This window comes from Micromonospora sagamiensis (assembly GCF_014680085.1).
Lineage (GTDB): Bacteria > Actinomycetota > Actinomycetes > Mycobacteriales > Micromonosporaceae > Micromonospora > Micromonospora inyonensis.
Genome location: NZ_AP023438.1, coordinates 3,854,623 through 3,876,358, shown reverse-complemented (window position 1 = coordinate 3,876,358; position 21,736 = coordinate 3,854,623). Strand labels below are relative to the sequence as shown.

Annotated in this window: 21 protein-coding genes; 8 read left to right on the top strand and 13 right to left on the bottom strand. The window is 72.4% G+C overall.

The genetic code is table 11. From position 1 onward, the window contains the following. Positions 1-14: 14 nt before the first annotated feature. Positions 15-1,007, bottom strand: a complete 993-nt coding sequence (locus IGA62_RS17150; RefSeq protein WP_145819943.1) for a 4-hydroxy-3-methylbut-2-enyl diphosphate reductase — start codon at positions 1,005-1,007, stop codon at positions 15-17. A gap of 112 nt (positions 1,008-1,119) precedes the next feature. Between IGA62_RS17150 and xseA the strand changes: the two genes are divergently transcribed. Together xseA and IGA62_RS17140 are read left to right on the top strand one after the other, a co-directional pair. Next, positions 1,120-2,370 (top strand): exodeoxyribonuclease VII large subunit, encoded by a 1,251-nt coding sequence (xseA, locus tag IGA62_RS17145; RefSeq protein ID WP_145819945.1) that lies wholly within the window; start codon positions 1,120-1,122, stop codon positions 2,368-2,370. 25 nt (positions 2,371-2,395) lie between these two features. Beyond that, positions 2,396-2,608 (top strand): exodeoxyribonuclease VII small subunit, encoded by a 213-nt coding sequence (locus tag IGA62_RS17140; RefSeq protein WP_091457137.1) that lies wholly within the window; start codon positions 2,396-2,398, stop codon positions 2,606-2,608. A gap of 45 nt (positions 2,609-2,653) precedes the next feature. Here IGA62_RS17140 and IGA62_RS17135 read toward each other — a convergent pair whose 3' ends face one another. Together IGA62_RS17135 and IGA62_RS17130 are read right to left on the bottom strand one after the other, a co-directional pair. Next, positions 2,654-3,475: a hypothetical protein gene (locus IGA62_RS17135; RefSeq protein ID WP_145819947.1), complete on the bottom strand. Its 822-nt coding sequence runs from the start codon at positions 3,473-3,475 to the stop codon at positions 2,654-2,656. A gap of 105 nt (positions 3,476-3,580) precedes the next feature. Continuing rightward, on the bottom strand, positions 3,581-4,222 hold the full coding sequence (locus IGA62_RS17130) for a DUF4245 domain-containing protein (RefSeq protein ID WP_145819949.1): 642 nt from the start codon (positions 4,220-4,222) through the stop codon (positions 3,581-3,583). Between the two features lie 184 nt (positions 4,223-4,406). Here IGA62_RS17130 and glpX point away from each other — a divergent pair, with 184 nt between their 5' ends. Together glpX and IGA62_RS17120 are read left to right on the top strand one after the other, a co-directional pair. Further along, the gene (gene glpX / locus IGA62_RS17125; RefSeq protein WP_145819951.1) at positions 4,407-5,438 is read left to right on the top strand and encodes a class II fructose-bisphosphatase; all 1,032 of its coding nucleotides are present in this window, start codon (positions 4,407-4,409) and stop codon (positions 5,436-5,438) included. Next, positions 5,435-6,403 carry a DMT family transporter gene (locus IGA62_RS17120; RefSeq protein WP_232624675.1) on the top strand — a complete coding sequence of 323 codons (969 nt, stop codon included), beginning with the start codon at positions 5,435-5,437 and terminating at the stop codon, positions 6,401-6,403. The genes glpX and IGA62_RS17120 overlap by 4 nt, the downstream gene beginning before the upstream one ends. A gap of 126 nt (positions 6,404-6,529) precedes the next feature. On the opposite strand, the gene IGA62_RS17115 is transcribed toward IGA62_RS17120, so the two are convergent. Continuing rightward, the gene (locus tag IGA62_RS17115; protein WP_145819953.1) at positions 6,530-7,474 is read right to left on the bottom strand and encodes an NAD-dependent epimerase/dehydratase family protein; all 945 of its coding nucleotides are present in this window, start codon (positions 7,472-7,474) and stop codon (positions 6,530-6,532) included. Between the two features lie 141 nt (positions 7,475-7,615). Between IGA62_RS17115 and IGA62_RS17110 the strand changes: the two genes are divergently transcribed. After that, positions 7,616-8,302: a TetR/AcrR family transcriptional regulator gene (locus IGA62_RS17110; RefSeq protein ID WP_145819955.1), complete on the top strand. Its 687-nt coding sequence runs from the start codon at positions 7,616-7,618 to the stop codon at positions 8,300-8,302. A gap of 27 nt (positions 8,303-8,329) precedes the next feature. On the opposite strand, the gene IGA62_RS17105 is transcribed toward IGA62_RS17110, so the two are convergent. From IGA62_RS17105 to IGA62_RS17080, 6 genes are all read right to left on the bottom strand, one after another. Then, on the bottom strand, positions 8,330-9,298 hold the full coding sequence (locus IGA62_RS17105) for an NAD(P)/FAD-dependent oxidoreductase (RefSeq protein WP_145819957.1): 969 nt from the start codon (positions 9,296-9,298) through the stop codon (positions 8,330-8,332). Between the two features lie 97 nt (positions 9,299-9,395). Further along, positions 9,396-10,037, bottom strand: a complete 642-nt coding sequence (locus IGA62_RS17100) for a rhomboid family intramembrane serine protease (protein ID WP_091457110.1) — start codon at positions 10,035-10,037, stop codon at positions 9,396-9,398. A 133-nt stretch (positions 10,038-10,170) separates the two neighbouring features. Continuing rightward, the gene (locus IGA62_RS17095) at positions 10,171-10,866 is read right to left on the bottom strand and encodes an aggregation-promoting factor C-terminal-like domain-containing protein (protein WP_145819959.1); all 696 of its coding nucleotides are present in this window, start codon (positions 10,864-10,866) and stop codon (positions 10,171-10,173) included. A 276-nt stretch (positions 10,867-11,142) separates the two neighbouring features. Next, positions 11,143-12,549, bottom strand: a complete 1,407-nt coding sequence (locus IGA62_RS17090) for a PhoH family protein (protein ID WP_145819961.1) — start codon at positions 12,547-12,549, stop codon at positions 11,143-11,145. 459 nt (positions 12,550-13,008) lie between these two features. After that, positions 13,009-13,449: a hypothetical protein gene (locus tag IGA62_RS17085; RefSeq protein ID WP_145819963.1), complete on the bottom strand. Its 441-nt coding sequence runs from the start codon at positions 13,447-13,449 to the stop codon at positions 13,009-13,011. A 37-nt stretch (positions 13,450-13,486) separates the two neighbouring features. After that, on the bottom strand, positions 13,487-13,831 hold the full coding sequence (locus tag IGA62_RS17080) for a hypothetical protein (RefSeq protein WP_145819965.1): 345 nt from the start codon (positions 13,829-13,831) through the stop codon (positions 13,487-13,489). 263 nt (positions 13,832-14,094) lie between these two features. Between IGA62_RS17080 and IGA62_RS17075 the strand changes: the two genes are divergently transcribed. The 3 genes from IGA62_RS17075 (at position 14,095) to otsB (ending at position 15,941) form a co-directional block, all read left to right on the top strand. Beyond that, positions 14,095-14,535 carry a helix-turn-helix domain-containing protein gene (locus IGA62_RS17075; protein WP_145819967.1) on the top strand — a complete coding sequence of 147 codons (441 nt, stop codon included), beginning with the start codon at positions 14,095-14,097 and terminating at the stop codon, positions 14,533-14,535. A 160-nt stretch (positions 14,536-14,695) separates the two neighbouring features. Further along, positions 14,696-15,049 carry a hypothetical protein gene (locus tag IGA62_RS17070; RefSeq protein ID WP_145819969.1) on the top strand — a complete coding sequence of 118 codons (354 nt, stop codon included), beginning with the start codon at positions 14,696-14,698 and terminating at the stop codon, positions 15,047-15,049. Between the two features lie 67 nt (positions 15,050-15,116). Then, a complete protein-coding gene (otsB, locus tag IGA62_RS17065; RefSeq protein WP_145819971.1) occupies positions 15,117-15,941 on the top strand; it encodes a trehalose-phosphatase in 825 nt (274 codons plus the stop codon). Positions 15,942-16,054: 113 nt separating this feature from the next. On the opposite strand, the gene IGA62_RS29660 is transcribed toward otsB, so the two are convergent. The 3 genes from IGA62_RS29660 to IGA62_RS17050 form a co-directional block, all read right to left on the bottom strand. Next, on the bottom strand, positions 16,055-19,573 hold the full coding sequence (locus IGA62_RS29660; RefSeq protein ID WP_198501077.1) for an RICIN domain-containing protein: 3,519 nt from the start codon (positions 19,571-19,573) through the stop codon (positions 16,055-16,057). 209 nt (positions 19,574-19,782) lie between these two features. Further along, positions 19,783-20,553: an isoprenyl transferase gene (locus IGA62_RS17055; protein ID WP_145819973.1), complete on the bottom strand. Its 771-nt coding sequence runs from the start codon at positions 20,551-20,553 to the stop codon at positions 19,783-19,785. A gap of 46 nt (positions 20,554-20,599) precedes the next feature. Next, entirely contained in the window at positions 20,600-21,727 is a 1,128-nt protein-coding gene (locus tag IGA62_RS17050; RefSeq protein WP_145819975.1) for a geranylgeranyl reductase family protein, read from the bottom strand. Positions 21,728-21,736: the final 9 nt, after the last annotated feature.

Below are 21,736 nucleotides of genomic sequence, written 5' to 3'. Positions count from 1 at the left end.
CCGCCACCGGCGCGTCAGCCGCGGGCACCCGCCGCGGCGGCGCGCATGTCCCGCTTCAGCTCCTGCGGGAGGGAGAAGGTCAGCCGCTCGTTGGCGGTGACGACCTCCTCCACCTCGCCGAAACCCCGGACGGCGAGGTGGGCCAGCACGTCCTGCACCAGCTCGTCCGGGACGCTCGCGCCGGAGGTGAGGCCGACCGTACGGGCCTCGGCCAGCCAGGCGTCGTCGATCTCGGAGGCGAAGTCGACGAGGTACCCGGCGCGGGCCCCCGCGTCCACCGCGACCTCGACCAGACGGACCGAGTTCGAGGAGTTGCGCGAGCCGACGACGATCACCACGTCGCACTGCGGCGCGATCTCCTTGACCACCTGCTGGCGGTTGGAGGTGGCGTAGCAGATGTCGTCGCTCGGCGGGGACTGGAGCATCGGCAGCCGCTTGCGCAGGCGGGCCACCGTCTCCATCGTCTCGTCCACCGACAGCGTGGTCTGGGAGAGCCAGACGACCTTGTTCGGGTCGCGCACGGTCACCCGGTCGGCGTCCTCGGGGCCGTCCACGAGCTGGATGTGGGCGGGCGCCTCACCGGTGGTGCCGACGACCTCCTCGTGCCCCTCGTGCCCGATCAGCAGGATGTCGTAGTCCTCGGCGGCGAACCGCTTCGCCTCGTGGTGGACCTTGGTGACCAGGGGGCAGGTCGCGTCGATGGCCTTGAGCGACCGGGCCCGGGCCTGCTCGTGCACCTCGGGGGCGACGCCGTGCGCGGAGAAGATGACGGTCGCCCCCTCGGGGACCTCCTCGTTCTCCTCCACGAAGATCGCGCCCTTGGCCTCCAACGTCCGGACCACGTGCTTGTTGTGCACGATCTGCTTGCGTACGTAGATCGGCGCACCGTAGAGCTTGAGCGCCTCCTCGACGGTCTGCACCGCGCGGTCGACGCCGGCGCAGTAGCCACGGGGCTTCGCCAGGAGCACGCGCTTGCCGGTCTGGGGGGTCGCCTGAGCCTCGGTCACCCGCCCATCGTACGTGCCCCCGGCAGGGGCGCACCCCGTGCGGCGGCCGTCGCGGGCACACCCGGCCGGCGTGGGCGCCGACGGTGGGTGGGGTGGGGCTTAGGGTGGGTGCGTGAGTGGTGGGAGTGCCGGGAACGGGAGCGGCGAGGGTGGCGGGCCGCCCCGGAGCACCGCCGAGGAGCCGTGGCCGGTCCGGGTGGTCAGCCAGAAGGTCGGGGCCTGGATCGCGCGGCTCGGCTGGGTCTGGGTCGACGGACAGGTGGCGCAGATCAGCCGACGGCCGGGGGCCTCCACCGTCTTCCTCACCCTGCGTGACCCGTCGGCCGACCTGAGCCTCACCGTCACCACAAACCGGGACGTGCTCGACGCGGGTGCGCCGGAGCTGCGCGAGGGCGCCCGGGTGGTGCTGCACGCCAAGCCGGAGTTCTACGCCGCCCGGGGGACGCTCAGCCTCCGCGCCGACGAGATCCGCCAGGTCGGCCTGGGCGAGCTGCTGGCCCGACTGGAGAAGCTCAAGAAGCTGCTCGCCGCCGAAGGGCTCTTCGACCGGGCGCGCAAGCGCCGGCTGCCGTTCCTGCCCGGCCGGATCGGGCTGATCACCGGCCGGGCGTCGGCCGCGGAACGCGACGTGCTCACGAACGCCCGCCGCCGGTGGCCGGCGGTGGACTTCCGTACGGTGAACGTCGCGGTGCAGGGGCCGGGCGCGGTGCCACAGATCGTGGACGCGCTGAAGGTGCTCGACACCGACCCGTCCGTCGACGTGATCGTCATCGCCCGGGGCGGCGGCAGCATCGAGGACCTGCTGCCCTTCTCCGACGAGGCGCTCTGCCGGGCGGTCTTCGCCTGCCGTACGCCGGTGGTCAGCGCGATCGGCCACGAGACCGACGCCCCGCTGCTGGACTACGTCGCCGACGTGCGGGCCTCCACCCCGACCGACGCCGCCAAGCGGGTGGTTCCCGACCTGGCCGAGGAGGTACGCCTCATCCGGCAGGCCCGGCACCGGCTGGAACGCGCGGTGCGCAACCTGGTCGACCGGGAGTCGCACCGGCTCGACCTGCTCCGCTCCCGCCCGGTGCTGGCCCGTCCGCAGGTCATGGTCGACCAGCGGGCCGCCGACCTGGCCGCCCTGCGCGCCCGGACCGGCCGCTGTCTGGACCACCGGCTCGGCACCGCCGAGAACGACCTGCGGCACACCCTGGCCCGGCTGCGGGCCCTCTCCCCCGCCGCCACCCTGGACCGCGGCTACGCGATCGTGCAGCGTGCGGACGGGCACGTCGTCCGGGCGGCGGCCGAGGTGGCCCCCGGCGACCCGCTGCGGGTACGGCTCGCCGCCGGTGAACTCGCCGCGACGGTGGACGGCTGAGCCGCGTGTGGTGGGATGGCAGGCGATGACTGCGGAGAAGAACCCCGAGAAGCTCAGCTACGAGCAGGCCCGCGCCGAACTGGCCTCGGTGGTGGAACGGCTGGAGGCCGGCGGCACCTCGCTGGAGGAGTCGCTGGCGCTCTGGGAGCGGGGCGAGCGGCTCGCCGAGATCTGCCAGCACTGGCTGGACGGCGCCCGCGCGCGCATCGACGCCGCCCGGCAGGACGCCGACGCCTGAAACGGGTGCGGGGCGGACCACGTCCGCCCCGCACCCGAGTGTGGACTACTTGAACATCTTGTACACGTCCTCGGACGCCTCGACGACCTGGTCCGCCGGCGGCTTCTGCACCGCGGTGGTCGTGCCGTAGTCGGCGTAGGTGACGACCAGGTTCTGCGCCGGGGCGCTCCCGGCGGCCGGCACCTCCAGGCCCAGCTCGACCAGGCGGCCCTGGGCGTCGAGCTTGGCGGTGAACGGCAGCGCCGAGGCCTGGCCGGCGAGGGCCTTCAGCGCGTCGGCGTCGAGGATGTCGGAGTCGGTGGCCTTGGTGGCGTCGATGGTGCCCGCGTACAGTCCGTCGCCGGTCTTGCGGACCTCGGTGATCGCCTTGGTCAGCGCCGCGCTGCCGGCCGGGTCGACGTCGTTGAAGTCGAACTCCAACTGGTCGATGCCCTTGATCCGGGAACGGTCGAGGTGCTGGTACTTGCCGGAGGTGGCCTGCTTCGGCATGGCGGTGGCCATCGAACCGCCGAACTGGACCATGACCCAGGTGTCGGTGTCGATGAAGACCAGGTGCATCTCCATGGTCAGGTCGGCCGAGGCGGCGTCGCCGCCGGTCATCGACATCTCGGCGCTCTTGGTCGGCGCGTGCACCTTGCCGGTGCCGTTCAGCTCGCCACCGTTGATGGTGAAGCTGAAGTTGCCCTTGCTGATCTCCTTGGTCGAGGCGAGCAGCGCCTCCTTCGCGTCCGAGGGGATCGCCGAGGTGGCCGCGGAGTTGCTGGCGGTCGGCGCGGCCGACTCGGTGCCGTCGGACTTGCAGGCGGTGAGGCCGGGTACGAGCAGGGAGGCGGCGAGGACGCCGGCGCTCCACCGTCGAATCTTCACGTGGACGTCTCCAGTTGTCGTCCGGCGCGACCCGGCGCCGGAATGGGGGGATACCGGGAAACGGGATGCCCGTCTGGGCGTTGTGTACCCAGTCCGGCGCGCACCCTACCGTACGGAGTCGGCCAGCTCGCGTAGTTCGTTCTCGGTCGCGTCCCCCACCACGATCACCGTCCGGGCCGGTTCCAGGAGCACCAGGGCACGTTCGTTGCCCCGGGCGGTGTAGCGCTGCCAGCTCCGGCCGTCCAGGTCGAGCGCGCCCTGCGGCTGGCTACGGTCGGTGAGTTCCTGGGGCAGGAGCCGTTCCACCGGCACGTTGCTCTGCACGAGCTGGACCCCGCGCCCCTCCGGCGTCAGGTAGCCCAGGCGCAGGCTCGCTCCCTGGTCGGTCTGCTGGAACCGGGCCGTGGTGGTCCGCCAGCCGGAGCCGAGACCGGCCGGCTCGGCCACCGGGAAGACGTTCGCCGACCGGGCCTGCTCGACGGCGGGGGCCGGGTCGACGACGGTCGGCTCCTCGCCGCCGAGGAAACCCCGGTAGAAGGCGAGCAGCAGGGCGATCGGCACGAGCAGCACCAGCAGCGAGATCGCCATGTCCTTCGGGGAACGCTCCGAACGCCCCGCCCGCCCGCTCGCGGGCACCGGGGGCACCGGGGGCTGTCCCTGCGGTGGCGTCGTCGTCCCGGGTGGGGTCAGCGGCGGCTGGCCCTCCGGCGGGGTCGAATCGGCGGGTACGCGCTCTGCGGGCTCCACCCCCCTATCTTCGCAGCCGCCGGGTTGGTCGGATCCAGGCCACCTCCGACCGGCTACGGCGTTAGGTTGACCACCGGCGAGGACGTTTCGCTGGCCACCGTGTGAGGATCAGTGACAAAGCCGGCGGCGGCGACGGCCGCATCCCGCCGGTCCACCCCGCACCGTCGCGAGGAGGAGAGCCGTCATGACGAACACCAGGACGCGGATCCCCCAGGATCTCGACCGCAACCTCGCCCTCGATCTGGTCCGCGTCACCGAGGCGGCGGCGATGGCCGCCGGGCGGTGGGTCGGACGGGGCGACAAGGAGGGCGGGGACGGGGCAGCCGTCGACGCCATGCGCAAACTGATCAACTCGATCCCGATGCGGGGCGTCGTGGTGATCGGCGAGGGTGAGAAGGACAACGCCCCGATGCTCTTCAACGGCGAGGAGGTCGGTGACGGCAGCGGCCCCGAGGTGGACGTGGCGGTCGACCCGATCGACGGCACCACGCTGATGAGCAAGGGCATGCCGAACGCCCTGGCGGTGCTGGCGGTGGCCGAGCGGGGCGCGATGTTCGACCCGAGCGCCGTCTTCTACATGGAGAAGCTCGCCGTCGGGCCGGCGTACGCGGACGTCGTCGACATCAACGCCGGGGTCGCCGAGAACCTGCGCCGGATCGCCCGGGTGAAGGGCACCGACGTCTCCGAGGTGACGGTCTGCGTACTGGACCGCCCCCGTCACGACGACCTGGTCGGGCAGATCCGCCGGACCGGGGCGGGCATCCGGTTCATCTCCGACGGTGACATCGCCGGTGCCATCGCGGCCGCCCGGGGCGAGTCCGACGTCGACGTGCTGATGGGCATCGGCGGCACCCCGGAGGGGATCACCGCCGCCTGCGCGCTGAAGTGCATGGGCGGCATGATGCAGGCCAAGCTCTGGCCCCGGGACGACGCCGAGCGGGCCAAGGCCCTCGACGCCGGCCACGACCTGGACCGGGTCCTCACCACCGACGACCTGGTCACCGGGGACAACTGCTTCTTCGTGGCCACCGGCGTCACCTCGGGCGACCTGCTGCGCGGGGTCAGCTACCGGGCCGGTGGGGCGTACACCCAGTCGATCGTGATGCGCTCCAAGAGCGGCACGATCCGGGTGATCGACTCCTACCACCGCCTGGAGAAGCTGGCGCTCTACTCGGCCATCGACTTCGATGGCCGTCCGCTGGCCGAGCAGGAGTGACCGGCACCCGGGAGGCCGACACGGTCCCGTCCACGGCCGTGCGGCTCACCGGGGTCGGGCTCGCCGTGTTCTCCGGCACCACCGTGGCCCTCCAGGCGCGGATCAACGGCGAACTGGGCGTACGCCTCGGCGACGGGATCGCCGCCGCGGTGGTCTCCTTCGGGGTGGGGCTGCTGATCCTGCTGGTGCTGGTCCCCGCCACCCCGACCGGGCGGCGGGGGCTGCGCCGGCTCCGCGCCACCCTCCGGGACGGGTCGCTGCGGCCGTGGCACTGCCTCGGCGGGGCCTGCGGCGCGTTCTTCGTGGCCGCGCAGGGGCTCACCATCGGCACGCTCGGCGTCGCGGTCTTCACCGTGGCGGTGGTGGCCGGGCAGACCAGCAGCAGCCTCGTCGTGGACCGGGCCGGCGTCGGCCCGACCGGGCGGCAGCCGGTGACCCCCAACCGGCTGGCCGGCGCGTCACTGGCCGTGCTGGCGGTCCTCGTCGCCGTCGGCGACCGGCTGGGCGAGCCCGGCATGCTGGCGCTGGCCCTGCTGCCGCTGCTCGCCGGGATCAGCATCGCCTGGCAGCAGGCGGTCAACGGCCAGGTGCGGGCGGCCTCGGGCAGCGCGCTCACCGCCACGCTGGTCAACTTCGCCGTCGGCACGGTGGCGCTGCTCGCCACGTTCGCCGTCGACCTGCTGGTACGCGGCCTACCGGCCGGCGGCTTACCCACCGAACCGTGGCTCTACCTGGGCGGCCCGATCGGCATCCTGTTCATCGCGATCGCGGCGGCGATCGTCCGGTTCACCGGGGTGCTCCTGCTCGGTCTGGCGTCCATCGCCGGTCAGATCGTCGGGGCCGTGCTGCTGGACGTGGGGCTGCCCACCGCGGCTCCGCGTCCCGGACCGGCGACCCTCGTCGGAGCCGCCCTCACCCTGGTCGCCGTGGTGATCGCCGCGGTCGGCCCGCCGGTGCGCCGCTGAGCTGGTGGCAGGTGCGCGCACGCCGCTGAGGTGGTAGCAGGGGTCCCCTGTTACCGCATTTTGTCGAGCAAGGGCCCCCTGCATCCACCCCACCCCACCCCGCCCCACCGGTGCGGGGAGCGTGCCTCAGCGGACGGGGGTGGTCGGGCCGGCGGCGGTCGGGGCGGCCAGGCTCTCGGCCAGCACCTCGTCCAGCGGGGTGCAGGTGAGCCCGAACGTTTCGGTGACGGCGGTCGAGTCGAACACGAACGGCCGGTAGAACTGGTAGGCGATCTCCCGGATCTCACGTACCTCGCGGCTGACCAGCCCGCCGAGGGTGAGCACCGGCGCGGGCAGCCGGGTGATCCGGGGCGGTCGGGCACCGGCGAGGGCAGCCACCCGTACGGCGAGACCGCGTACCGAGAGCGGCGGCGGGCTCGGCGCATGCCAGGCCCGGCCCCAGGCACGCTCGTCGGTGGCGACCGTGACGAGGGTACGGGCCATGTCGCCGACGTACGTCCAGCTGTGTGGGGCGTCCGGGTCGGCCGGTACGACGATCCGCCGGCCGGTCGCCGCCCGGGGCAGCACGAGCGTGGTGGCTGCGGAGTGCGCACCGGCCCCGAGGTAGTCCGACCCGCGCACCTCGGTGACCCGGACCCGTCCGGCGTGGTCGGCGGCCAGCGCCTCGGTCCACATCCGCACGCGTACCGCGCCCTTGACGCTGTTCGGCCGCAGCGGCGTCCGCTCGGTCATCGGCCCGGTGACCGGGCCGTAGCCGTAGAGGTTGCCGGCGGTGACCAGCACCGCGCCGGTGCGCTCGGCGGCGACCAGCAGCGCCGCCGCGATCGGGGGCCAGTCGGTCGGCCAGCGGTGGTACGCCGGGTTGGCGCAGTTGTAGAGGGCGGCCGCTCCCTGCGCCAGGGCGGTCAGCCGATCGGCGTCGGTGGCGTCGGCGGCGATCCGCTCGATGGCCGGGTGCTCCGGTCCCCGGCCGCGTCGGCTGACCAGTCGCACCCGGCAGCCCTGGTCGGCGAGGAGCCGGGCGGTGGCGACACCGACCGGACCGGCACCGACGATCACGTGAGTGGACACAGCAGCCGCCTTTCGTTACAGCGATTCAAACAGAGAGCACTGTTCTCTTTCGCTGTCTCCATCCTGCATCTGACCAGCACATTCCGTCAAGAGCAGTGCTCTCTGTTTTGGTTGCCGCTCTCGCCATGGCAGAGTGAGTCCATGCCCGCACCCTCGATCCGCGCCCGGGTACGCGCCGAGATGATCGCCGAGATCAAGGCCGTCGCCCGTCGACACCTCGCCACCGACGGCGCCAACCTGTCGCTGCGTGCGGTGGCCCGGGAGATGGGCATGGTCTCCTCGGCGGTCTACCGCTACTTCCCCAGCCGGGACGAACTGCTCACCACGCTGATCGTCGAGGCGTACGACGCGCTGGGCGCGGTCGTGGAGGCGGCCGACGCCGACCGGGACCCGACCGACCTACGCGGACGCTGGACGGCCTGCTGCCGGGCGGCCCGGCGCTGGGCGCTGGAGCGCCCAGCCGAGTACGCACTGCTCTACGGCAGCCCGGTGCCCGGGTACTCCGCCCCCGCCGACACCGTCGGACCGGCCCAGCGCCCGCCGGCCACCCTGGTCGGCATCCTGCACGACGGGCTCGCCAGCGGGCGACTGACCGCGCCCCCGGACGGGTTGCCCGAGCCGTTGCGGACGGACCTCGCCGAGGTCGGCACGGCCCTGCGTACCGATGTGCCGGAGGCGCTGCTGGCCCGGGGCATGGCCGGCTGGACCCAGCTCTTCGGGCTGATCAGCTTCGAGGTCTTCGGCCGGATCAACAACGCCCTGCCCCACCGGGACGCCTACTTCGACCACCAGGTCACCCTGATGGCCGACCTGATCGGCCTCCCCTGACCGACCCCGGACGGCCGGGGGTGCTGGTCAGGTGCCGTCGGAGGAGTGCCCGGGGAAGAGGTGCGCCGCCGGGTCGATCGCCACCGCCGCGTTGTTCACCGCCGTGGCCGCCTCGCCGAAGCCGGTGGCGATCAGCCGGACCTTGCCCGGGTACTCGGTGATGTCCCCGGCGGCGTAGACCCGGGGGAGGTTGGTCGCCATCGCGCTGTCGACGACGATGTGCCGCCGGTCCAGGTGCAGACCCCAGTCGGCCAGCGGGCCCAGGTCGGCGGTGAAGCCGAGTGCGGCGATCACCGCGTCCGTCGGCAGGGTCTCCGCCGTTCCGCCGCGTACGGCGACGTCTGCGCCGGTCACCACGGTGTCCCCGTGCAGCTTGGTCACCTCGGCGTTGACGACGATCCGCACCGGCATCTCGCGGACCCGGGCCACGGTGGCCGCGTGTGCGCGGAACCGCTCCCGCCGGTGCACCAGGGTCACCGACCGGGCCAGGGGGGCCAGTGCCGCAGCCCAGTCGAACGCGGAGTCGCCGCCGCCGACGATGAGCACGTCCCGACCGGCCAGCGCGGCCGGTTGCGGGACGAAGTAGACCAGCCCGGTGCCGGCGAAGCCCACGGCGGCCGGCAGCGGACGCGGGGTGAAGCTGCCCAGCCCACCCGTGACGATCACCGCGCCGCAGTGCAGGCGCTCGCCACCGCCGAGGCCGAGCACCGGCCGGCCGTCCTGGTACTCCAGCCGCTCGGCGCGGACGCCGAGCAGGTACTCGGGCGACGCGGTCGCGGCCTGGGCGACCAGGTTCGCGACCAGGTCCCGCCCCTTGATCACGGGGAAGCCGGCGATGTCGTAGATCATCTTCTCCGGGTACATCGCGGCGATCTGCCCGCCCGGCTCGGGCAGGGCGTCGACGACGGCCACCGAGAGCCCCCGGAACCCGGCGTAGTAGGCGGCGTAGAGGCCGGACGGGCCGGCCCCGATTATGGCGACATCGACCTCACGCATCCGCGTACCGTCACTCTCCGCTCAAGGATCAACACATGTTGATTCCGACGGTAGGGGTGTCGATCGTCCCGGGCAAGCACGTCCCATCGAGAAACGCTCAGGGCGTGGTGAGCGGGTACCCCGCCTCCACCCCGGGTCGGCGGCGGAACAGCACCGCGGCGAGCACCCCGCCGACCAGCCCGAACAGGTGCCCCTGCCAGGAGATGCGCTCGTCGGTGGGGAGGATGCCGACCAGCTGCCAGCCGTAGAGGAGGCCGACCAGGAGCACGACCGCGAAGTTCCACCATGTGCGCTCCACCACACCTCGGGTGAGCAGCAGACCGAGGTACCCGAAGATGACCCCGCTGGCGCCGACCACGATCGAGTTGGACGACCCGGTGAACCAGACGCCGAAGCCGCTGACCAGGATGATCACCAGCGTGGACCAGAGGTAGCGCCGGACCCCGGCGGCGAGCACGAAGGTGCCGAGCAGGATCAGCGGGATGCTGTTGCTGTAGAGGTGGTCGAAGCCGTGGTGCAGGAAGGGCGAGAAGAAGACCCCGTCCAGCCCGTCGATCCGCTTGGGGATGATCCCGGCGGCCGGGTCGAAGCCGGCGTCCAGCCAGACGTCCAGTGCCTCGACGAGGAAGAGCACCGGGACCACCGCACACATGGCGACGAAGGCCCGACCCAGCGAGGCGTAGAACGCCTCGGTGCCGAACCGGTTGGCATCGCCCGACGGGCCGCCGTCGAAAGTCACCCACAAGTAGCTATCAGCTCTGGCGGCCAACCGCCACCCGACCGCCCCGCCGGGCTGCGGTTTCACCCCGGGCGGAGACGACGGCGGGGGTGGGCGGCATCGCCGCCCACCCCCGCCGGTCAGGTCCGCCGGATCAGTACCAGCCAGTGTCCTGGGAGTGCGCCCAGGCCTTGCACGGGGTGCCGTACCGGCCCTTGATGTAGCCGAGCCCCCACTCGATCTGGGTGGCCGGGTTGGTCTGCCAGTCGTCGCCGGCCGAGCCCATCTTGCTGCCCGGCAGCGCCTGCGGGATTCCGTACGCGCCGGAGGAGGGGTTGCTGGCCCGGTGGTTCCAGCCGCTCTCCTTGTTCCAGAGCCGGTCCAGGCAGGGCATCTGGTCCATGCCGAAGCCGGCGTCGACCAGCATGGCGCAGCCGATCTTCCGGTTGCCGCTGTACTCGCTGCACGAGGCGGGGATCGGGCCGTCGTACGGCTTGGAGGCCTTCTCCGCCGCCTCCCGGGCGGCCTCCTCGGCCGCCGCCTTGGCCTTCGCCTCGGCCTCGCGCTTCTTGCGGGCCGCGCGCTCGGCGGCCGCCTTGCGGGCGGCCAGCTCGGCGGCGGCCTCGGCCCGCTGCGCGGACCGCAGCTCGATCTGGTATCTCGCGGACTCGACGACGTGCTCGGTCTGCGCGTACCGCGACTGCTCGATCTCGACCCGGCCGACCTGCGCGGTCGCGTCCGATGGCCGGGTCTGGCGGTCTTCGCCCAGGTAGAAGCCGCCGGCGACGCCCACGGAGAGCAACGCGACAGCGGCGGTTCGGGCACCCAACCGGCTCCACAGCCGACTCACGAAGAGGTCCCTTCGTCGGGGGCAAGGACACGGCGCGGCCGATCCCGGTCAGCACCGGGCGGACCCGCGCCGTGAGCGCCCCGACCGTGCCGGTCACCGCCGGCACCGTGGGCCGGTGATCCCCGGCCCGTGTGACGAATGATCACCAACGATCTTCCTGGTGCGCGGGCGCTCGTGGGACACCATCGCGCACCGTGGGGCCGTTGGGAAACCACACGCCGCAAATGTGATCTGCGCCACTACGCAAATAGTGACAAATTAGGTTTTAGCCGGCAGTCAGCTCGGGATGTCCTCCAACAGGTCCGTCACCATCGCCGCGATCGGTGACCGCTCCGAACGGCTGAGCGTGACGTGCGCGAACAGGGGATGCCCCTTCAGCGCCTCGATCACGGCGGTCACCCCGTCGTGCCGCCCCACCCGGAGGTTGTCCCGCTGGGCGACGTCGTGCGTGAGCACCACCCGGGAGCCCTGGCCGATCCGGGAGAGGACGGTGAGCAGCACCCCCCGCTCCAGCGACTGCGCCTCGTCCACGATGACGAACGCGTCGTGCAGGCTCCGCCCCCGGATGTGGGTCAGCGGCAGCACCTCCAACATGCCCCGGGAGGTGACCTCCTCCAGCACGTTCTCGTGCACCACCGCGCCCAGGGTGTCGAAGACCGCCTGCGCCCAGGGCGACATCTTCTCCGCCTCCGAGCCCGGCAGGTAGCCCAGCTCCTGGCCGCCCACGGCGTAGAGCGGCCGGAACACGACCACCTTCTTGTGCCGGCGGCGTTCCATCACCGCCTCCAGGCCCGCGCAGAGGGCCAGGGCGGACTTCCCGGTGCCCGCCCGGCCACCGAGCGAGACGATCCCCACCGACTCGTCGAGGAGCAGGTCCAGGGCGATCCGCTGCTCCGCGGAGCGCCCGCGCAGGCCGAACGCGTCCCGGTCACCCCGGACCAGCCGTACGGTCTTGTCCGGCAGGACCCGGCCCAGGGCCGAGCCGTTGCCCGAGTGCAGCACCAGACCGGTGTGGCAGGGCAGTCCGGCCGCTTCGTCCAGGTCGAGCGTCTCACCGCCGTACAGCTGGCCGATCTGCTCCTCGGCGACCTCCAGTTCGGCCATTCCCGTCCAGGTCGGGTCGCTCGCCTGGCCGTGCCGGTACTCGTCGGCCCGCAGCCCGACGGCGGCGGCCTTGACCCGCAGCGGCATGTCCTTGCTGACCAGCGTCACCCGCCGCCCCTCGGCGGCCAGGTTGAGCGCCACGGCGAGGATCCGGGCGTCGTTGGACTCGGTCCGGAAGCCGGGTGGGAGGACGGTGTCATCGGTGTGGTTGAGCTCGACCCGCAGCGTGCCGCCCTGGTCGTTGGCGGACACCGGGTGGTCCAACCGGCCGTGGGTGATCCGCAGCTCGTCGAGCATGCGGAGGGACTGCCGGGCGAACCAGCCGAGTTCCGGATGGTGCCGCTTGCCCTCCAACTCGGAGATCACCACGAGGGGGAGGACCACCTCGTGTTCGGCGAACCGGTGGAACGCCGCAGGGTCGGAGAGCAGGACCGAGGTGTCCAGGACGAAGACCTCTGGTCGGGGCTCCCCGGGCTCGGCGGCGCCCGTCGCCGCACGGCGGCTCCGGGTCGTCCGGCGGGTGTTCGTGGTCGCGGCCGGGGTCTGATCGCCACCGGCGGGGGTACGACGAGTCGTCACAGGCCTGCTCCGACGGATGGGCACCCGCCACCCGCGTTCCGCCTCCTCCGGTGCCCGGGGACACGGGGTCGGATGCGGGCCCCGTGCGCGAGGTCGCAGATCCGGGCTGGCCGGCTGGCCCGGGAGAACCCCGCGCCATGACTAGACGCTAGCGTCGCCGCGCCCGTTCCGGCTAGAGGCGAAGATGGATCTCAATCGAGCAGTGGACGAACTTCCTGGTCGGCGACCGGTTCGATGGCCCTGGTCGCCGCCAGGAGGGGGTCGGACGCGGACCCGGTGGGGCCCGGATGGGCGGCCCGGAGCGCAGTCGGCTGCGGGCACGGCGTCCGGGGACGCCGGCCGGGATGTGTGCCCCCTGCGCGCACCCCGGCCGGCCCCGGCCCCGCGTCCGGTGGGACGCGGGTCCACGGCGCGTCGCGGGCGACGCGCCGGGTCCGCCGGGCGGCGGTCGTCGTCGGCTCAACCGTGCCGGCTGGCCAGTGTCCCGGTCGGGTACCGTCCGCCGACGGTCACGGTCGACTGGCCCGCGCCGACGGTCACGGTGGGACGGCCGACGCCGACCGCCGCGCCCGGCTGACGTCCTCCGGGGTACGACCCGGCCGCAGCCCCCCGGGTGGTTCCGGCCGGCGCGAACGCCGATCCGGTGTACGTGGTGCCCGCCCGGGTGACCGGGGCGCCGGCCCAGACGGCGGGACCGGGCGGGACGGCCAGCGCCGAGGCGAGGGCCGCCTGCGCCTCCCGACGCCTCCGGTTCCACGCTCCCCGGTCCCCGTCGAAGTAGCCCTGGCGATAGCCGAACCGGTACCCGATCCGGTAGCTGAGCTGGCCGTGCAGCCGTCCGGCCGCATAGCTGGTCGAGCCGAGCAGCAGGACCAGGAACACCGCGAAGAAGGGGCTCATCCGGCGGCTCCGGCGGGGCTCGGGCCGGGACGGGCCATCATCGCTCCTCCGGGCCGGGCGGGGCGGGATCGACGACGAGCAGCCGGTCCAGGTCGTCGGTGCTGACCTCCTCGACCAGTTCGACGCTGATCCGGCAGCCGTCCACGAGCACCTCCGCCACCGAGGCACGCCGGATCTCGCCCCCGGCGTCGTAGACCCGGACGCTCAGCTCCGGGCAGCCGAGATGGGCACGCCAGGCGTCCCACTCGGTGCGGTCCGCGACGTTCAGCGAGACGTGCCGGCACCCCCGGGCGAGGTAGAGGCGCCACGGGGCACTCAGACCCGCGGCCACCCCCTCCGCCACCAGGCCGAACGCCTGGGCGCGGGTTGCGAGTTCGGTCACCACACCCCCCTCGTAGCTGGTGTGGCGGCGTGGCCGGGACGGGTCGCCTCGGACACGCGACACACCGCAAGTTGTCCCATGGGCGTGACAGTAGCAGCTTCCGATGTGTTTGGGACCACACTCGATATCACGACTCCCGCCCATGTCACGGAGGCAGCGCCGGGATCCACCCGCCGGGGTCGAATGCGAAGACAGTGTCACATCTACGTGACAAGAGCGCGTCTCACGACGACGTGACGGACGGCCGGCCGTACCGTCGTCGGGTGACCGACCACGCCCACGCGCGCAAGATCGAATTCGCCGCCTTCGTGCGCCGGGCGCTCGACGACGCGCGGGCGACCCGGGCCTGGAGCGGCACCGAGGTGTCCCGCCGGACCGGCGTCTCCCGGCAGACCATCAACCGGTGGGTCCGCGGCGACTGGAGCAGCGACCCCGAGGCCGCGCGGGTGGTGTCCTTCTGCGAGGGGCTCGGGCTGGATCCGGCGGCGGCCTTCGCCGCGCTCGGCTGGGACCGGACGGGCCCGTCCCGCCGCCGGCCGGACACCCCGCCGATGGACCCGGACATCGAGGCGCTGTTGCGCCGCCTGGTCGACCCCGGAGTCTCCGACCTCGAGAAGTTCCACATCCGGGAGACCGTCCGGTATCTCGCCTACCGTCCGCCGCTGCCGGGGAGCGCCCGGAATACGGACAAACGGGCCGGCTAGTTCTCCAGATGGTGAAAAGAACCCCGACCGGGAAATCGCCGTTCCGCATCGGGCGGCAGGTTCGCGCGCTAGCGTCCCCCTAACTGCTTGGGCTCGTCGTCGGCGGGGGGACGGGACAAGGCCGAACCCAGCCCTGCGGGACAGAAGGAGGGGTCTGTCCATGACCCTGAAGTGGTTGGCAGTCCTGGTCGCGACGGTGTCCGTGACACTGTCGGTGACCGGCAACGTGGTGATCGGCGCGATCGACGGCGGGCAGCTCCCTCTGCTCGTGAACCTCTTCGCGCTGACCACGGCCGGCACGGCGGTCGTCCTGGCCGTCCTCGCCGACCTCTACGACCGGCTCAACGACCGGCTCACCGCGCTCACCGAGTTCCTGGTGGCCCGGCTCAACGAGATCGAGGCGCACACCGGCGACCGGAACGCCGGTTTCGTCGAGGGCTACCTGCTCAGCCACGACCGGGAGGCCGCGGTGGTGCCGTTCGGGCGGCGGGGACGCGGAGCCGCCGAACGCTGAGCACCGCCGGTGGACGCGCTTCTCGCGACCGCGAATGCACCGCCCTCCTGGGGGTACGCTGACGCGCGTGCCGCCGTTGAATCTGGGCAACCAGGAGCCACCGACGCCGCTCGACGCCGCCCGTGCCTGGGCGGTGACCGCCGAGCGGGCCGGCGACTACGTGTTCTTCTTCGACTTCGACGGCACTCTCGCGCCGGTCGACGAGGATCCCACCGCGGTCCAGCCCGCCCCGAAGGTCCTCGCCGCGCTCGAGGCGCTCGCGCCCGTCGTTCGCCGGGTCGCGATCGTCTCCGCCCGCCCGGTCGAGTTCCTGCGCGACCACTTCGGCGGGCTCGTCGGCATCGACCTCTACGGCCTCTACGGGTTGGAGCACAGCCACTCCGGCGGCGAGACGGTCACCGAGCCGGCCGCCCTGCCCTGGGTGCCCACCATGGCCGAACTGGCCGAACTGGCCCGTGGTGAACTGCCCCCGGGCACCCTGGTGGAGTTCAAGCGCCTCTCGGTGGCCCTGCACTACCGCACCGCGCCGCACCTGGCCGAGGCGGTGGAGAGCTGGGGCCGGGCCCAGGCCGACCGACTGGGGCTGCGGGTGCAGGCCGGCCGGATGGTGCTGGAGATCAAGCCCCCGGTCGACCGGGACAAGGGCATGGTGATCGACGAGGCGGTCCGCTCGGCCGCCGGAGCCTGGTACTTCGGCGACGACGTCTCCGACATCAAGGCGTTCACCGCGCTGCGCGCCCGCGCGGCCGCGGATCCCGACTTCGTCGGGGTCTGCGTGGCGGTGGCCAACCCGGAGACCGGGCAGGAGGTCGCCCGCGCCGCCGACCTGACCATCGACTCTCCCGCCGCCCTCGGCGACTTCCTCAGCGACGCCGTCACCCGGCTGCGCTGACCCGTCCTCCGGTCACCGGCGCGGGCCGCGCCGGCGCTCCCCTGGTGGACCGGAGGGGATCCCCCGCCCCTGGGGTGGGCGGAGGATCCCCGGTCAGGTGGTCCCGTCGACGGTCAGGCCGGCAGGGTCCACTTCTGGTTCGCCCCGGCGCCGCACGTCCACAGGTGGACGAGGGTGCCGTCGGCGGAGTTGTTGTCGGCCACGGTCAGGCACTTGCCGGACTGCGGGCTGCGCAGGGTGCCGTCGGGGTACGGCTGCCACTGCTGGTGGACGAGTCCGTGACAGGGCCACAGGATCACCGGGGTGCCGTCCGCGGAACCGCCGCCACTGACGTCCAGGCACTGGCCCATCGACATGACGGTGCGGTTCGGCATCAGCGCCCAGCCCTGTGGGCCGGAGTTGTCGCAGGTCGCGATCTCGGTCGCCGCGCCGTCGGCGTGCGGGGCCCGGGAGTCCAGGCACTTGCCGGCCAGCCCGGTCACCGCGCCGACCCGGGCCGTGGCACCGGTCGGCCCGTTCTTCGCCACCGTCTCGGCGATCCGGATGCCCTGCATCAGGTCGTCCACCGCCGGGATGCCCTCGGTGAGGGTCACCTGGTCGGCGATCCGCTCGCTGGCCAGTTCGAGCCGCTGCTGGAGCTGACTCGACCGGTGGACGACCGCCCAGGTGAGGCAGCGCTCGACCGGGTCCCACCGCTCCGCCCAGTTGCAGGGCAGCAGGTACGGGTCCGGAGTGGTGTCCGGCGGGTCCGTCAGCGGGTTCGGCTCCGGTACGCCGTCCGTCTGCGGCTTCACCACGCACCGCTCTTCCACGACCGCCTTGCAGTAGTTCCTGAAGGCCCTCTCGAAGCCGGCGGTCACCCGCTTCGCCGGGGTGATGCCACCGGAGTGGCCCTCCCGGCCGTTGACCACGTTGGCCTCCAACTGCCCCTGGTCGAACGGGATGCGGGTCTGCCCGAAGAGGTGGATGCCGATGGTCTGGTCCTGCTCCAGCGAACGGGCGAACCCGAGCCTGGTGTACGACTGGAGCAGCAGCGCCGCCCGGGTGAGCTGCTTGTTCAGCTCGTACAGCTCGGTACCCGGCTTGTTCAGGTCCCGGACCACCTCGTAGTAGTACTGCCCCGCCTGGCCGTAGAGCCAGTCACGCACCTTCGTCCGGATCGCCGCCTCGTCGACCCGGGTGCGGCCCACGGTCTGCTCGAAGTCCGCCTTGACCCCGCCCCACTTCTCCGACATGGCCTGGCTGAGGGTGCGCCGCCAGCCCTGCCGGGGGTCGTCCGGCGGGTAGTACTGCTGGATCTTGCCGTACGGGTAGACCTTGCTCCACGTGGACGCGGTGAGCCACTGGCCGTCCCACCGCTGCCGCAGCTTGAAGGTGATCTCCAGGTCGGCGTAGACCGCGTACGGCTTGTCCCCGTCCGGGTCCGGCGGCTCGGACTCGTTCGCCCAGGCCGGCTCGTAGCAGACCTGCGCGGGGGTGTCGGGACGCCCGTAGTCGGCCAGCCAGATCTCCTTGACGTCCTTGCTGACCACGTTGCTCGGCCGGCTCGCCTGGTAGGTGACGGTGGTGGAACACGGCGGGACGGACGTCGGTTCGGCAGTGCTGGCGCCCTCCACGTCCTGGGTGGGCAGGCCGAACATCGTGTAGCCCAGGCGGTGGTTCTGGATCGTGTCCCGCTTCAGGTGCAGCTTGCCGAACAGCGTCTCACCCTTCGTCCGATAGTCGCTGATCAGCTTGATGAACATCGGGTTGAGCTGGTCGTTCCCGGCCCAGCTCTGCGGGGCGCTGAACCGGCGGACGGCCGCCTGGATGGCCCGGCCGGACGCGAGGATCTCGTCGGTGGTCAGGTTGACCTGCGCGGCATAGTTCGGGTTCTGCGCCACCATGTGCTTGTAACCCTCGGCGGCGAGCATCCAGTGCTCCACCGCCGGCACCGGCGGAGCCTGCACCCGCACGCCGCCGCTCTCGAGGTACGGCAGGTGCAGGTTGTTCTCGGCGTAGTCGGTCAGGTAGCGGATCGAGCCGTGGAAGCCGAACGCGCCGAGGTTGTTCTCCGGGTACTGGTCGCCCAGGCCCGCGGTGAACGGCGCCGCCTTGCTCTGCACGCTCGCCGCCGTGTTCAGCGCCTCCACCGTCGCCTTGTACTCGTCCCAGGTCAACGGGGTCTCGGGATACCGGGCGGAGTGGCTGACCCGCTGGTTGATCAGGCCCTTGAGCTGGGACACCTGGGTCTCCTGAAGGGACCGGAGGATCGAGCTGCCCCAGAAGTCGACCTGCTGGGTGACCAGCGCGAGCTGCGAGACGACCTTCTTCAGCTCGTCCTGGACCAGCCAGACCTCGGTGAGCAGCCGGTTGAACTGCTCGTCCATCTGGTCGTAGATCTGCACCAGGGCCAACTCGATCCGGTCGAACCGCTCCTTCATCTCGTCGCGGAAGTCCCGGAGCTCCATGCGGAGTTCCTTGAGCTCGTCGAGGATCTGCTGGTCGATGGTCGGACCGGTGCCGCCGAAGAGGGGCACCAGCGACTGGATGGCACCGAGCACCGCGCCGGCCATGCCGATCCCGCTCGCCGAGAAGAGCGCCGCCTTCAGGCCGTTGGCGGCGAGCGTCGGGAGCCAGTCACTGACCGCGGTGGCGATCTGGACGGCGGCCCGACCGGTGCCCATCACGATGGCGCCCACCTTGGGGTCGGCGAGCCCGACCAGCTTGCCGAACAGGTCGATCGCACCGGCGGCACCCTCGAGCCACTTCTTGCGCTCCTCGGCCTTCGCCTTCGCCTGCTCCAGTTCGGCCGGGGTCGCCTGCCGCCCGTCCACCGGCAGGGCCGCGTTCATCGCCTCCACGTCCGCGTTGGCGGCGTGGGTCCGTACGTTGATCTCGTTGAGCAGCGCGGTGATCTGCCGGTTGCCCTCGTCCAGGTAGTTCTGGAGGTTGTTGGTGTGCGCCAGCAGGGCCTCGACGTTGACGTACGTCGCGATCAGCGGGTCGGCCATCAGCTGGTCCGATGTCGCGTTCGCCACGATGTTGTACTTCGCGCCGAAGTAGCCGTTCCACGCCTCGGTGAAGGTCGAGTCGATCGCGCCCCGACCGGCCACCTCACCCCAGATCTTGTTCTGGTGCTCGAAGACCTGGTTGATCACCGAGTTGTGCCGCTGCGCGGCGTGGATGTCGTCGAGTGTCTCGCCGAGCGCCTTGATCTCTTTGCCCAGCGTCGACTCGGCCAGCTCCTTGAAGATCGGTGCGGCCACCGCGCCGGACGGGTGCAGCGCCGACAGCTCCAGCAGCTTCACCATGAGCTGGTACGTCGGCCGGGCCAGGTCGTCGGCGCCGAGCTGGCTGGTGTACCACTGGTTCATCGACGCCGTGTGCTGCACCAGCTGTTGCGACGTGGCACCGGGGTGCTGCTGCCGGTAGCCGACCATCGCCGCGCTGAGGAACATCTGCCGCAGTCCCTCGGCCCCGGTGGCCCTGGAGCGCATGTACGCCGCGAACAGTCCCCGCCGCTGCGTGTCCTGGTCGACGACGACCGGACCCGACGCGTACGCCGACGGCGACACGACGACGTTGCCCACGGCGGCGACCATCACCACCGCCGCGACGGCGCAGAGTCTCCCCCACCGACCGGCGAACACGCGTCGCCGTCTCTTTGTCGGTCCTCTTCGGATCATTACTACCCCTCCCGGTGCCGCCCACAGGCGGACGACGCAGAGGAGGGTGGCCGGAGGATCGTCCCGGCCGGAAGGGACAGGTGTCCCGGGTGGCCGGGCATGGTCGGAACGCCGACAGTTCGGCGGTGCGGTTCGTCGACAGTTGTCCTAGGACAACGACCCGGGACGAGGAATCAGATGCCGTAGCGGCGTTGCCGGCTCGCGTACGAGCGCAGCGCCCGGAGGAAGTCCACCCGACGGAAGTCGGGCCAGTTCAGCTCGCAGAAGTAGAACTCCGAGTGCGCCGACTGCCAGAGCATGAAGCCGGAGAGCCGCTGCTCCCCGCTGGTGCGGATGACCAGGTCCGGATCGGGCTGGCCCCGGGTGTAGAGGTGCTCGGCGATGTGCTCGACGTCCAGCACCTCGGCCAGTTCCTCCAGGGTGCCGCCGGACGCCGCGTGTTCCAGCAGCAGCGAGCGGACCGCGTCGGTGATCTCACGCCGGCCGCCGTACCCGACCGCGATGTTGACCTGAGCCCCGCCGCAGCGATCCCGGGTGCGCTCCTCGGCGGCCTTGAGCGCGGCGGCGGTCTGCGCCGGGAGCAGGTCGAGCGCGCCCACCATGCGCAACCGCCACGGGTTGCCCTCCTCGGCCAACTCGACCACGAGGTCCTCGATGATCTGCAACAGCGGGTCGAGTTCCCGGGCCGGACGACGCAGGTTGTCGGTGGCCAGCAGATAGAGGGTGACGTGCCCGATGCCGGCCTGGTCGCACCAGCCGAGCACATCCTTGATCTTGGCGGCGCCGACCCGGTGGCCGTCGTTGGGGTCGACGAAGCCCATCTCCTTGGCCCACCTGCGGTTGCCGTCGCACATCACGCCGACGTGCCGGGGCACCGGCTTGCCCGCGAGGCTCGCCGTCAGTCGACGCTCGTACACCGAATAGAGCAGGTTCCGCAGAGTCATCACCATGCAGCGTAGCGACCCGGGCCAGGAACGAGCACGTCCCACCTCAAACCCGTCCGGCCAGTCCCCACCCGATCATCGTCAGGGTCCGTGCGTCCAGCCGGCCGTCGCCGAGCCCCAGCTCCACCACGGTACGGAAGACCCGGTCGTCGCGGCGGGCCGCGCGGACGGCCCCGTCCACCACCCGTCGCCGCCGGGCCAGCCAGGCCGCCGCCGAGCTGTGGCGCAGGTGGGTGCCGAGACGGCGGCGCAGGGTGGCGGCGTACCGGTCGGCGGCCCGGTCCGGGCTGCGGGCCGCCGCCGTCCCGGCCAGCGCGCCGGAGAGCAGCGCGTAGAAGATGCCCTCCCCGGTGAACGGGTTGATCAGCGACAGCGCGTCGCCGGCCAGCGTGACCCGCCCCCGCCCGGCCGGCGGTCGGTAGGTCGACAGCGGCAGGTGGTGGGCACGCAGGTCGGTCACCGTGGCCGCGTCGGTGCCCGGCAGCAGGGCGGCGAGGCGGTCGAGCAGGTGCGACCGGCTCAACGGCTCGCCGCGCAGCACCTCCCCGTACCCGACGTTCGCCCGGCCGTCCCCGATCGGGAACGACCACGCGTACGCCGGCCACCGCGCGGCCGAGGTGACGATGAGCTGCTCCGGAGGGCCGGACCGGGCCGGGGCGTAGCCCCGGATGGCGAGCGCGAGGTGGCGTTCCGGGTTGATCGGGTGGCCGAGGCCGCGCCGCACCACCGAGCCGGCCCCGTCCGCACCGACCACCGCCCGAGCGGTGAACGCGTCGTCCAGCAGCACCCGGTCGCCCCGGTCGACGACCCGGCGGACGGTGTGCCGGCGCAGTTCCACCCCGGCCGCCACGGCCGCCGCGACCAGTCGGGCGTCGAACACCGTGCGGGGGACCGTGTACGCCGGCCGGGGCAGCACCCGGGCCACCGTGTCGCCACCCGGGGCGACCAGGCGCAACGCGGGCAGCGGAGGGTAGCCGGCCACCGCGTCGGCGACGCCGAGCCGGGCGAGCACGTCCAGCGCGTGCGCGGCGATCCCGTCGCCGCACGCCTTGTCCCGGGGGAAGTCGGCCCGGTCCAGCAGCAGCACCCGCGTCCCGGCCCGGCGGGCGGCCAGCGCGGCGGCGGCCCCCGCCGGACCGGCTCCCACCACCGCGACGTCGTACGTCTCACTCACGCGGCACCT